Source organism: Catellatospora sp. IY07-71 (assembly GCF_018326265.1).
In the GTDB taxonomy this organism is placed as follows: Bacteria; Actinomycetota; Actinomycetes; order Mycobacteriales; family Micromonosporaceae; genus Catellatospora.
The window spans coordinates 2,165,346-2,177,828 of sequence record NZ_AP023360.1; the positions used below are offsets into that span (position 1 = coordinate 2,165,346).

The following is a 12,483-nucleotide window of genomic DNA, read 5'->3' on the forward strand; positions in this document are numbered from 1 at the left end:
CGCGGCGCCAGCCGTGCCGGACCCGACGGGTCAGAGGACGGTGACCGGGACCCGGGTCGCCCAGTAGATCTGCTGCTGCGGTCCGGTGAAGATCAGCACGACCGCCAGGTCGGCGAGCCGGGGCGCGTCCGCGATGCCGAAGTCGTTATAGAAGGTGATCGCCTCGGGGTAGTCCGCTTCGGGGCGTATCAGCTTGGGTTCATCGTTCGGACCGGGGACGCGGTCTCGTGGCACCGCCGACAGCCACGAATAGCGGTTGGCGAGCCGATACAGTTCGTTTCCCCAAAGCGCGCCGGCCTCCCCGTAGGCGGTCACGGTGGTGTCGGCCCGGGTGTCGATGAGAAGCACGTTGTAGTGGCCGCCGGGTGGGCTGTGCGGCGGCACGGTCAGCTCGACCCGCCCGATCAGATGCCGGAACTCCTCGGCGAACGCGCCAGGAGACCTGCGCCCGGACCAGACCATGTCGAACGCGACCACGTCGGCCTCCCACGACTCCGGCGTGACGTAGCGCAGCCGGGCGGTGGCCTGCACGGCCTCCGGCCCGTAGGGCGGGACGTCGCGGGCGACGCCGGCCCCGACCCAGCCCGCGGTGCTGATCACCAGCGCGGCGCCGACCACGATGGGCACGAGTCCACGCCGGACCGGCGGGGTGGCCCACCACGTGCAGAGGGCCAGCAGCAGGCCGCCGAAGACCAACAGCCAGCCGGCCTCCTGCACCGCCTCCTGCGTCGCCCCCGCCAGCTGTTCGGCCACCCGGTCGGCCTGGCGCGACAGGCACTGCGCCACGACCAGCGCGCCGACCGCCGTCAACCCGGTGGCCGCCCGGTCACGTACAGCCCGGTCGACCTCCACGGTCACTCCGGGCAGCGCGGCTCGCCGGGTGACATGCCACACCGTCGCCGCGACGAGTGAGCTGGCCACCAGCCCACCCAGACCGAAGGCCGCCACGGCGAACGCAGCCGGCGGCCGAGTCCACAGGCACAGGCCGGTGAGCAGCACGGACAACCCGGCGAGCACCGCGGGGGTGGCACGCAGCCAGCGTGGCAGCGGATGCGGGGCCACCGGAACGGCACCCCTCCGGCCGAGGCGGAGTTCGAGGAGCACTCCGCCGATCAGCCAGCCCGCCGACGCGGCGAGAAAGTCGACGCCGATGCGCTGCTCCGCCACCTGCCAGGGGATCAGGACCACGGCTTCGGCCACCAGGCCCCAGATCCGGAACCGGCGGGCCGTGCGCAGATACCTGGTCACCGGCGCCGCCCACTCGTCAGGCAGGTTGAGCCGGTGCCACCGGACGAAGTTGTGCAGCCCGGCGCGGCCCACACCCATGACGGCGAGCGCCGGGATCGTGATGAGAAAGGCGATGGCCAGAGCCACCTTGGCGTCCACCGTGTACCTACTTCCCCGTTACAGTGCGCCAGACTGTAGCGGGGCGTCGCCATCGGGCGACGCGGCAGGTCAGCGGTGCGGCACGCGGTGCGCGGCGAGCCGCTCCAGGAAGGCGCGGTTGGCCTCCCAGCCGTCGACCTGCGGCGGGTCGGTGCCCAGCCATACCGGCTCGGCGGCCGGGTACGCGTGCAGCTGCTCCTCGACCCCGCCCCGGGTCACCACGACACACGCCTGCCGGTGCCGGGACGCGAGCACGCACAGCCGCCCCGCCTCCAGGTGGAAAGCGCTGGCGTCGCGCCGCCCGCTGAGCGGATGCCAGGCCAGCACGACCTCGTACTGCCGCCCCTGCAGCCGGTTCGCCGTGTCCACGGTGACCCCGGTGACGCCCCGCCGCTGCAGAGCCGCTTCGACGTGCGCCTTCTGGTCCCGGTGCACCACGCCCACGGCCACGTCCGCGTGGCTGAGCGGCCGCGCGCCGGACGGGTCCACGGTGGACGCCTCGGCGGTGACGAGCTGGTGTACCAGCTCGGCCAGGGTCGCGACCAGCGCGGGGTCGGTGCGGGGCACGTGCGCCTCGGGCAGCTCCAGCAGCGCCCAGCCGTGGTCGGCGGCGTGCGCGAGCGCCGGGTGGGTGAGGCTGCCCAGCTCCAGCCGCCGGTCCTGCGGCGCCGCCCCGGCGGTGAAGGCGCGGGTGTAGAACGCGTCGGAGATGACCGGTGCCGTGTGCGGGGCGAGCCGCCAGCTCACCGGCAGCGGCACGACCGGGGTCTGCGGGTGGTGGCGCAGCAGCGTCCCGGCGGCGGTGTCCAGCGGCCAGGTCGCCATGGAGCGTACGGAGTGCTCGTCGGCGACGGTGAACGGCGCGAGCTGCCCCGGGTCGCCCACCAGCAGCAGCCGGTCGAACAGGTGCCCGACGCGCACCAGCGCCGCCGCCGACATCTGGTACGCCTCGTCGATGATGCCCAGCGGCCACACCCGCTCGTCGGCCTTGACGTACGCCCACTTCGCGGCCGTGCCGACGATGACGTCGCTGCCGCCCAGCTCGCCGAGCTTGGTGCCGGTGCGCACCTTCGTCCTCGGCCAGCCGCGCGGCGGCGTCCACTCCTGACCGTGCAGGCGGCCCGTGTTCAGTCCTGCCCCGGCCAGCGCGATGACCAGGTCGTCGGCCTGGTCGTTGGTCTGCACCACGATCGGCACGTGCTCACCGGCCGCGACCAGCCGCCGCGTCAGCTCCCGGACCAGGGTCGACTTCCCCGCACCCGGCGGCGAGTCCACCACCACGGCCCGGTCCGTCCCGCGCACCCGGTCCCAGACCTCCTCGATCGCCGCCCCGTGCCGTGCCCCCGCCGTGCTCACTCCGCCGCCTCCATTCCGGACGCGACGGCACCGGTCTCGGCTGCCGGGGCGGTCCGCGCGGCCGGGACCGCGCCGCTCGTCCGGGGCTGCGGTGCGGCCGTCGCCGGGTCGGTGGTGGCGTCGGTGTCCAGTTCGTCGTCCTGCTCCGGTTCGGGGGCGGGCCGCCGGTGGCCGCGGGCGGGCCAGGGCAGCTCGTCGGGCAGGTTGTCGGGGAAGTGCTGCTGGGGGCCGAAGGGGGCCAGCACCACCTCGGCGTCGGCCTCGGGGAGCAGGTTCAGCTTGGGACGGGTGACGGCGCCGCTGACCACCATCAGCTCGACGGTGTCGTCGGTGACGGCGCGCACGGTCATGCCGAGCTTGCCCAGCCACAGCTCGGTGCCCGCGGGGCGGTCGAACGGGGCGTTCGGGCGTACCCACAGCAGGGGCCGCAGCACCGACCGGCCGCCGGCGTTGGTGATGGTGTGCTCCGGGTCGCGCTTGACCACGGTGCCCGCCACGGCCTCGCCGGTGGCGAGGTAGCGCGCCATCACCAGGGGGTCGTCCAGGGCCATCTGGCGGTCCAGGGCGGTGGTGCGGGTCTCCAGCTCGTGCAGGTAGCGGTAGGCCGGGACGTCGGCGAGCCGGGTGGTGAACGAGACGGTGCCGGCCAGCACCCGCTCGCGGTGCCGGGTCCACGACCAGCGGTCGGACTCCCAGCGCCGGGCCACGTGCTCGCCCGGCGGCAGCAGGCGCACCAGGTCCAGGGCGGCCCAGGTGTCGCGCCAGGCGCCGTCCAGCACCTCGGTCGCGGCGATCTTGAGGCGGCGTACGTCGCCCTGCTCCTTGGCGCGTTCCAGCGCGGGCCGCAGCACCACCTGGTCCCAGGCGGGATCGCTGGCCGGACCGGCGGGCGGGCGGGCCTCGGCGTCGCGGGCGGCCTGCCAGGCGTCGGACCCCGCGGGCGGCTCGATCCAGGCCAGCAGGCGGCCCAGGTGACCGTCCTCGGTGGGCAGCTGGCCGGTCCGCCAGTGCGTGGTGAGCAGGTCCGTGGCGGTGAGCAGCACGCTGGAGCCGGGCAGGTGGCGGCGCGACGCGATCCAGCCCAGGTGCGCCCCGGCCTGCTGCAGCACCGGGTCGTCGAGGGTGCGCAGATACTGCCCGAGCAGGCCCGTCCAGTGCGCGGTGGCCTCGTTGGGGACCACCAGCTGCGGCGCGTCCACGCAGCAGTGGTTCACGTCCAGCTCGCGGCCGTTGCCGGTGGCCCGCACGACCGGCTCGGTGACCGTGTACCGGCTGAGGTAGGTGGCCAGGTCCCGGGCGAGCGCGCCGAGCGCGGCGAAGCGCTGCTTCCGGTCGCGCGGCTCGGCGATGGTGAGCAGCTTGGGGGAGTCGCGGAACGAGCCGTAGCGGATCGCGACGGGCGCGGACGGCTCACCGGCCAGGTGGTAGCCGGACAGCACCCAGGGCCGCGGCGACAGATGCCGGTGGGCGCGGGACGCGGCCGGCACGGCCCGCGCCCGGGACAGCGCCAGCAGCCGCTGGTAGACGTCAAGGCTCACGGCAGGCTCCCGACGGCCCACCCGTACGCCTGCGCCGCGCGCGCCAGCTCGGCCGCGATCGCCTGCTCGGACTCGCCCTGCGGGGCGCGCTCGCCGTGGGCCAGCGCGAGCGCGTGCGCGGCCAGCCCGACCGGGCCGCACAGGTTGGCCGCCGCGGCGCCCGCGCGGGCCACCGAGCCGTCCTGCTCGGCGGCGGTCCGGCAGTGCGTGTACATGGGGCAGCTCGGGCAGCCGTCGCCGAACCGCGCCTCGACCTCGGCCAGCGCGCCGACGAGCGCGTCGCCCTGCAGCGCCGGGCCGCCGTCGGCCTGCCGACGCAGCCGTTCCGGCAGGTCGGTGCGCAGCCGCGCGAGCGCCCAGCCCAGCCGGCGCACCTGCGGCGCGACGTCGAGCGGGGTGGCCACGGGGGCGAGGCCGAAGTTACGTGGCAGCACCAGCAGCGCCCGGCTGCTGACGCGCTCCGGCACCGGCGCGGCCTGGCGCAGCGCGCCGACGATCACGGCCACCTCGCGCGCGGTGCCCGCGACCTTGGCCGGGTCGGCGTGACCGTCGATGACGGCGTACGACCTGATCTCGACGGGATGCAGCAGCGTGCCGTCGGAGGCCAGGATGACCTGGTCCGGGGTGACCGGGAGATCGCCCAGGCGCAGCCGGGGCTCGCGCCAGACCCAGAGCCCGGGGCCGCTGGGCAGCGTCTCGGTCTCGACCGCTGCCGTGCACTCGATGCCCAGGTGCCGGGTGACCAGCTCGGGCAGCCGGGCGGTGGCCAGGTGGGCGAAGGTGCCGTCCCGTTCCCGCGCGTACGGGCTCTGCCCGCTGGGCGGCGCGCCGATGGCCTCGGCGAGCACGCCGAGGTCGACCCGGGCGGCGTCGAGCGCGAGCCTGCGACGGCAGCCGGGCGCGTCGAGCAGCCCGGCCATCCGTCGCGGATCCAAGGTCAGCGCCTCCCGGTGTGGTGCCGCCGCCGGGAGGCCAGCCCCCCGGCGGCGGTGCGACGGTCAGTCGTTGGCGTGCAGCGCCGCGTTGAGCACGATGCCGGTCCCGGTACGCGGGCGGGCCTCGACGGCGCCGGTCACCGAGTTGCGCAGGAACAGCACGTTGGACGCGCCGGACAGGGTCGCCGCCTTGACCACCTCGCCGGTGGCGGTCAGCGTGACCTTGGTGCCCGCGGTGACGTAGCAGCCGGCCTCGACCACGCAGTCGTCGCCGAGCGAGATGCCGATGCCGGCGTTGGCGCCGACCAGGCTGCGCTCGCCGACGCTGATGATCTCCTTGCCGCCGCCGGACAGGGTGCCCATGATGGACGCGCCCGCGCCGATGTCGGAGCCCTCGCCCACGAGGACGCCGGCCGAGATGCTGCCCTCGACCATCGAGGTGCCCAGGGTGCCCGCGTTGAAGTTGACGAAGCCCTTCTGCATGACCGTGGTGCCCGACGACAGGTGCGCGCCCAGCCGGACCCGGTCGGCGTCGGCGATGCGCACGCCGGACGGGACCACGTAGTCGGTCATCCGCGGGAACTTGTCCACGCCGTAGACGGCCAGGTGGCGGCCGGCGGCGCGCTCGAACAGGCGCAGCTCGTCGACCCGGTCGGGCGGGCACACCCCGGCCGACGTCCACGCGTTGTTCGGCAGCAGGCCGAAGATGCCGTCCAGGTTCGCCTGGTGCGGCTTGATGATCCGGTGCGACAGCAGGTGCAGGCGCAGGTACGCGTCGGCGGTGTCGCGCGGTGCGCCGGCCAGGGTCGGGATGACTGTGTGCACCGGCACGACCCGCAGGCCGGGCAGGCAGGGCTCGGCGACCTTGAGGTCGGGCGCGTCCTGGCCGCAGAGGCCGATGCCGAGCTGGCCGGTCGGATACCACACCTCAAGGGTCTGCTCGCCGGTGACGGTGGCGAGACCGAAGCCCCAGGCGGGCTGGTCGAGACGTTCGCTGCTCACGGTGCCCTAGGCTACCCGTATGCCGAACCCGCTGACGCCGCAGGTGCTCGCCGATCCCGTGATGTTGACCCGCGCGCTGGTCGACATCGAGTCCGTCTCGGGCAACGAGAAGGAGATCGCCGACGCGGTGCAGGAGGCGCTGGAGGCGTGCGCGCACCTGCGGGTCGAGCGGATCGGCCACAACGTGATCGCACGCACCGAGCTGGGCCGCGCGCAGCGGGTCGTCCTCGCCGGACACCTGGACACGGTGCCGATCGCGGACAACTTCCCGTCCACCATGGACGAGAAGATCATGTGGGGCTGCGGCACCTCGGACATGAAGAGCGGGACCGCGCTCGCCCTGCACATGGCGGCGACGGTGCCGGCGCCCCGCTACGACGTCACGTACTTCTTCTACGAGTGCGAGGAGGTCGAGGCGGCGCGCAACGGCCTGAAGATCATCGGGGACCTGCGGCCGGAGCTGCTGGAGGCCGACTTCGCCGTGCTGCTGGAGCCGACGTACGGCGCGGTCGAGGCGGGCTGCCAGGGCACCATGCGGGCGGTGGTGCGCACCAGCGGGACGCGGGCGCACGCGGCCCGCTCATGGCTCGGGTCGAACGCCATCCACAAGGCCGGCGAGGTGCTGCGCCGGCTGGACGCGTACCAGGCGCGCTCGGTCGAGATCGACGGCTGCGCCTACCGGGAGGGCCTGAACGCGGTGCGCGTCACCGGCGGCGTGGCGGGCAACGTGATCCCCGACGCCTGCGAGGTCGAGGTGAACTTCCGCTTCGCCCCGGACCGCACGCCGGAGCAGGCCGAGGTGCACCTGCGCGAGGTGTTCGGCGGCTACGACGTGGAGATCACCGACTCGGCGCCCGGCGCGCTGCCCGGCCTGGGCGCGCCCCCGGCGGCGGAGTTCCTCGCGCTGACCGGCGCCCCGCCGACGGGCAAGCTGGGCTGGACGGACGTGGCGCGCTTCGCGGCGCTGGGCGTCCCGGCGCTCAACTTCGGGCCGGGCGACCCGAACCTGGCGCACAAGCGCGACGAGCACGTGGAGCTGGACAAGATCGTGGCGGGCGCGGAGCTGCTGCGCCGCTGGCTGGCGAGCTGACGGGCGCCGGTGCGGGGGGTCACCGGCCGGATCTCGTCAGCGGGCCGTGGCGGGCTCCTCCACCGGCTGGGTCTCCGGCGGGTCGGTCAGCACGGCGAGCCGGCGGGCGTGCACGGTGGCGCGGATCCGCTGGCGCATCGCCTGTTTCTGGCGGAGCACTACGGTGCGGGTCATCATGTTCATCGCCTCCCTCGTCGGCCAGTCCTGTCTATCCCTGCGGTATGACATCTTGACGCCACAGCATGGCGAAAAGTTGCGATGTTCGCTGGGAATTTGCTGCGACGTGGCGCGCAGCGTCGTCACGTAAACGATCGGGCGGGGATACGGTGATGGGCATGACGCAAAGCAATCGTCGGCCCGAGCGCCACCGGGGTCCGGTGACCCTGCGCCGCGACGCGGTCTCCACCGGCACGGCGGACCAGGCGCTGCTCGACTCCGCCGGACGTCCGGATTGGAAGGTCCGCGACTCGTGGCGCACGCTGCGCATCCTCAGCGAGTTCGTGGAGGGCTTCGACACGCTCAGTGACCTGCCCCCGGCGGTCAGCGTGTTCGGCTCCGCGCGCAGCGCCCCCGACTCGCCCGAGTGCGAGCTGGCCCAGCGGCTCGGCGCCGCCCTGGCCCGCGCCGGGTACGCCGTGATCACCGGCGGCGGGCCGGGGGTGATGGAGGCGGCCAACCGCGGCTGCACCGAGGCGGGCGGCCTGTCCGTTGGACTGGGCATCGAGCTGCCGTTCGAGCAGGGCATCAACGAGTGGGTGGACGTCGGCATCGACTTCCGCTACTTCTTCGTACGCAAGACCATGTTCGTGAAGTACGCCCAGGCGTTCGTGGTGCTGCCGGGCGGCATGGGCACCATGGACGAGCTGTTCGAGGCGCTCACCCTGGTGCAGACGGAGAAGGTCACCCGCTTCCCCGTGGTGATGATGGGCAAGGACTACTGGAGCGGCCTGATCGCCTGGATGCGCGACACCATGCTCGCCGACGGCAAGATCAACGTCGCGGACCTGGACCTGCTCATCTGCACCGACGACGTCGACGAGGCGATCAACCACATCGTCGACGCCGACAAGGTCCTCACCGCCGAGCAGCACGCCCTCCTCACCGGCGACCCCCTCGACTAAAGGAAGGGCACCTTCTTAACGCATTCCGTAGAGGAAGGGCACCTTCTTAACCCTCGTCTGGAGGGCCCGTTAAGAAGGGCACCTTCTACTACGGAAAACGATAAGAAGGTGCCCTTCCTTTCCTAGACGCGGTCGGAGAGGCGGTCGGCGGCGCGGTGCAGGCGGTGGTTGAGCTCCGCCTTGTGCTCCAGGATCTCCAGGTCGATCTCGGCGCGGCGTTTGCGCAGCTCGGCCTCGCGCTCGGCGTACTCGGCCTCGATCTCGTGGTTGAGGTCGCGTTCGGCGACGGCGAGCTGGGCGCTGACCAGGCGGTCGTACGTGGTGGAGCCGCCGACGAACTTGACCAGGATCGGCATGCAGTCGACCAGGATGAAGAAGATGCGCACGGCCCAGATGCCCACGGCGAGCACGCCGCTGGAGTCGGCCAGGTCGTGCAGCGCGCCGAGCCGCTCCAGCAGACCGATCGGGCCCTGGTGGCTGCGCTCCTCGGCGACCCGCGCCTCGATCTTCGTCTCGCGCTCGGCCTCGAAGGCGGCATGGCTGGTGCCCGCGGCCGTCTCCAGCTCTGAGATCCGGGTACGCAGGCCCGCCAGCTTCGTGTTGTTCGCGGGGATCTGGCGGGTGCGGTTGAACGCGTCGGCCTCGGCACGCAGCCTGCGGCAGTTCGGGCCGACACCGCGCTGCCCGGTCAGGCCCTCGCCCGAGTCGCCGACGCACTCGCGGCGGGCCAGGTCGTTGATGGCGCGCAGCTGGGCGGAGTCCGCGTCGACGATCTTCTGCAGCTCGGCCGCGTCGGCCCGCCGGGTCTGCAGCTCGCGCAGGATCGCGACCGGGGACTGGTCGAAGTTGAAGACCTCCGTGGCCCGGCAGTCGGCGGGCGCGGCGGGCTCGGTGGAGCCGGGCACGGGGTTGCAGGCCTTGAGCCGTCCGGCCAGCTGCGCCAGCGCCTCGGTGCGCTGGTCGGCCACGTGCTGGACCACGGCGGTCTCGAAGATGCGCAGCACCAGCGGCTCAGCGATGATCACGCCGAAGAAGACCGCCATCAGCACCCGCATGAGCAGCACCGGCACCCGCCGGAACCAGCCCTCGCCGAGCCGGCTGGACACCAGCCAGCGGTCCACGTTGAGGATGAACAGGAACCAGACCAGCACCGGGAAGACCGCGAGCCAGCTCGCCGCGCCCATGGCCTGGGTGACCGCGAAGTACATGGAGATCGCCGCGATGGTGGCGGTGCCGAGCACCACCCCGCCGAGCGAGGTGTACCAGGCCCGCTCCTGGGGCACCCGGTCCAGCAGGCGCTCGTCCACCCCGGCGAGCACCCGCAGGCGGCGGCCGAGCTGAAGGCGCGGCAGGGGGCGGCGCGGCCGGGCGGGCGGCGGGGTCGGCTCGGGATCGGATGCCGCATGCCGGCCGGCCGGCTCGGGGTCGGGCTGGGGCAGTGGTTCGGTGGGGTGCACGCCGAGCTCCTTAGCGCCGGGTGGGATGCCGTCCATCCTCCGGTCAACACACGCGGTCTGTCTGTCCGTGGGTTGTCGGGGTTGGCCCCTACGTGGCCCTGTCGGCCACCTCGCATCGCCCGGTGCTGATGCAACGAATTGCAACTGGGACGCAACAACCTAATGGTCAGTTGTATGTGGCGCATGGTCGTTACGAAAAGATTACGCAGAACCTTGTGCGCGCCGTCACCACGAATCTAAAGTCACCTACACCTCCTGGCGTCCGCTCCGCCTCGAGCGTCTCAGGCGATCCTCTGTCCCTCCAGAAACGAGTCTGTCGATGACACGGAGCATCACAGGAGCTGCAACGAGGTCCCGCCGCTGGGCCCCGGCGGTGGTCGCCTCGGCGACCGTCGCGGCCGTCGGCCTGACCCTCGTCGGCAGCGCCGGCGTCGCCAACGCCGGAACCAGCGCCACCGGACCCGTGGTGACGCGCGCCGCCCTCGATCCCGCGCTGGTCGCGGGCCGGGGCGCCGACGTCGCCTTCCTTGAGCAGGAGGCCGAGAACGCGGCCACCGACGGCACGCTCATCGGGCCGGACCGCACCGCGTACACGCTGCCCGCCGAGGCCTCCGGCCGGAAGGCGGTCAAGCTCGTCCCCGGCCAGTACGTCGAGTTCACGCTGCCCGCCGCCGCGAACGCGATCACGGTGCGCTACAGCATCCCCGACGCGCCGAACGGCGGCGGCATCACCGCGCCGCTGAACGTCACCGTCAACGGCAAGAACAAGAAGGTCATGACGCTGACCTCCGAGTTCTCCTGGCTGTACAACCAGTACCCGTTCACCAACGACCCCAACGCCGGCCTGCTGCACGAGGACTGGTGGATCACCGAGTGCGCGTGCGTGCCGGCGTTCACCGAGCCGAAGCCGGTGATCAGCAAGCCGTTCCGCCCGATGCACTTCTACGACGAGCAGCGGCTGCTGCTCGGCAAGACGTACCAGGCGGGCGACAAGGTCCGGCTCACCGTGCCGGGCGGCAGCAACGCCGCCTGGACCGTGATCGACCTGCTCGACTCCGAGCTGGTCGGCGCGCCGCACGGGCGGCTGTTCGCGGCCAACGTGCTCGCGTTCGGCGCGGACCCGACGGGCCGCCGGGAGTCGTCGGACGCGTTCGACAAGGCGATCGCGTTCGCGAAGAAGTGGAAGCTCAAGGTCTACGTCCCGCCGGGCGTGTTCCAGGTCAACCGGCACATCATCGTCGACGACGTGACGATCGAGGGCGCCGGCAACTGGTACACGATCATCAAGGGCAAGGAGGTCGCGCTCAGCGAGCCGGCCGAGGACGGCTCGGTGCACACCGGCGTGGGCTTCTACGGGAAGTACGCCGAGGACGGCGGCAGCCGCAACGTGCACCTGTCCGGCTTCACCATCGAGGGCGACGTGCGCGAGCGCATCGACACCGACCAGGTGAACGGCATCGGCGGCGCGATGAGCGACTCCACCATCGACGGCCTCTACATCCGGCACACCAAGGTGGGCCTGTGGTTCGACGGCCCGATGGACAACATCAAGGTCACGAACAACATCATCGTGGACCAGATGGCCGACGCCCTGAACTTCCGCAAGGGCGTCACGAACTCGCAGGTGTTGAACAACTTCATCCGCAACACCGGTGACGACGGCCTGGCCATGTGGTCCGACGGCGTCGCGGACGCGAACAACGTCTACGACCACAACACGGTGCAGAGCCCGTCGCTGGCCAACGGCATCGCGATCTACGGCGGCACGGACAACACGGTGTCGCACAACCTGGTCGCCGACCCGGTCCGCGAGGGCTCGGGCCTGCACGCCGGCTCGCGCTTCGGGGCGACCCCGTTCGCGGGGCAGCTGAAGTTCACGAACAACACGGCGGTCCGGTCCGGCACGTACGAGCTGAACTGGAACATCGGCCTGGGCGCCATCTGGATCTACGCGCTGGACAAGACGATCGACGCGGACATCCAGGTGACCGGGGACCACTACCTCGACAGCACCTACAACGCGATCATGATGGTCAGCGAGTGGAGTGTGAAGGACCTGTACCAGATCCGCGGCGTCAAGTTCAAGGATCTGCGGATCGACGGCACCGGCACCTCGGTGCTCAGCGCCCGGGTCGAGGGCGGCGCGTCGTTCGAGAACGTCGACGCCCGCAACGTCGGCGCGGTCGGCATCAACAACTGCGGCTCGTTCCACTTCACCCCGGCCGGTTCCGAGTTCGTCGTGACCGACCTGGGCGGCAACGACGGCGGGGGCACCACGGGTCCGTGGATGGCGTCGTGGGAGCTGCCGAACACGATCACCTGCGACGACCGGCCGCCGGTCGTCGTGCCCCCGGCCCCGTCCGCGTGGTGACGGGCCGGTCGTCAGGCCATACCGGATAAGGGAAGCGGGCGGGCGTTCGAGTGCACGGCACCGGGCGCTCGCCCGCGGCATGTCCGCACTCTTTTGACAAGTTCCCGACGATCCCTCCGGGGGACCCCGGCCGTCTCTTTTGGTCCGTGCGTTCGGTGAGGTCAGGGCACGTCGAGCCGACGCGCATGCGACCGGATGACCTCACCTATCGGCTCATCGGGCAATAG

10 protein-coding genes are annotated in these 12,483 nt (G+C 72.3%); 3 read left to right on the plus strand and 7 right to left on the minus strand.

Annotated elements, in window-relative coordinates; all coding sequences use genetic code 11:
* Nucleotides 1–30: 30 nt before the first annotated feature.
* The 5 genes from CS0771_RS09890 to CS0771_RS09910 form a co-directional block, all read right to left on the minus strand.
* Complete coding sequence (locus CS0771_RS09890) at nt 31–1,386, minus strand: hypothetical protein (RefSeq protein ID WP_212840713.1); 1,356 nt, start codon at nt 1,384–1,386, stop codon at nt 31–33.
* A gap of 69 nt (nt 1,387–1,455) precedes the next feature.
* On the minus strand, nt 1,456–2,742 hold the full coding sequence (locus CS0771_RS09895; RefSeq protein WP_239125509.1) for an AAA family ATPase: 1,287 nt from the start codon (nt 2,740–2,742) through the stop codon (nt 1,456–1,458).
* Complete coding sequence (locus CS0771_RS09900) at nt 2,739–4,280, minus strand: hypothetical protein (protein WP_212840714.1); 1,542 nt, start codon at nt 4,278–4,280, stop codon at nt 2,739–2,741. The genes CS0771_RS09895 and CS0771_RS09900 overlap by 4 nt, the downstream gene beginning before the upstream one ends.
* The gene (locus tag CS0771_RS09905; protein ID WP_212840715.1) at nt 4,277–5,215 is read right to left on the minus strand and encodes a hypothetical protein; all 939 of its coding nucleotides are present in this window, start codon (nt 5,213–5,215) and stop codon (nt 4,277–4,279) included. The genes CS0771_RS09900 and CS0771_RS09905 overlap by 4 nt, the downstream gene beginning before the upstream one ends.
* 63 nt (nt 5,216–5,278) lie before the next feature.
* The gene (locus CS0771_RS09910; protein WP_203743007.1) at nt 5,279–6,217 is read right to left on the minus strand and encodes a DapH/DapD/GlmU-related protein; all 939 of its coding nucleotides are present in this window, start codon (nt 6,215–6,217) and stop codon (nt 5,279–5,281) included.
* A gap of 19 nt (nt 6,218–6,236) precedes the next feature.
* Between CS0771_RS09910 and dapE the strand changes: the two genes are divergently transcribed.
* The gene (gene dapE / locus CS0771_RS09915) at nt 6,237–7,307 is read left to right on the plus strand and encodes a succinyl-diaminopimelate desuccinylase (RefSeq protein WP_212840716.1); all 1,071 of its coding nucleotides are present in this window, start codon (nt 6,237–6,239) and stop codon (nt 7,305–7,307) included.
* A 36-nt stretch (nt 7,308–7,343) separates the two neighbouring features.
* Here the strand turns inward: dapE and CS0771_RS09920 are convergent, their stop codons facing one another.
* The gene (locus tag CS0771_RS09920) at nt 7,344–7,481 is read right to left on the minus strand and encodes a hypothetical protein (RefSeq protein ID WP_212840717.1); all 138 of its coding nucleotides are present in this window, start codon (nt 7,479–7,481) and stop codon (nt 7,344–7,346) included.
* Between the two features lie 161 nt (nt 7,482–7,642).
* Here CS0771_RS09920 and CS0771_RS09925 point away from each other — a divergent pair, with 161 nt between their 5' ends.
* On the plus strand, nt 7,643–8,428 hold the full coding sequence (locus tag CS0771_RS09925; RefSeq protein WP_212840718.1) for a TIGR00730 family Rossman fold protein: 786 nt from the start codon (nt 7,643–7,645) through the stop codon (nt 8,426–8,428).
* 122 nt (nt 8,429–8,550) lie between these two features.
* On the opposite strand, the gene CS0771_RS09930 is transcribed toward CS0771_RS09925, so the two are convergent.
* Nucleotides 8,551–9,885: a DUF4407 domain-containing protein gene (locus CS0771_RS09930; RefSeq protein WP_212840719.1), complete on the minus strand. Its 1,335-nt coding sequence runs from the start codon at nt 9,883–9,885 to the stop codon at nt 8,551–8,553.
* Nucleotides 9,886–10,204: 319 nt separating this feature from the next.
* Between CS0771_RS09930 and CS0771_RS09935 the strand changes: the two genes are divergently transcribed.
* On the plus strand, nt 10,205–12,256 hold the full coding sequence (locus tag CS0771_RS09935) for a glycosyl hydrolase family 28-related protein (protein WP_212840720.1): 2,052 nt from the start codon (nt 10,205–10,207) through the stop codon (nt 12,254–12,256).
* Nucleotides 12,257–12,483: the final 227 nt, after the last annotated feature.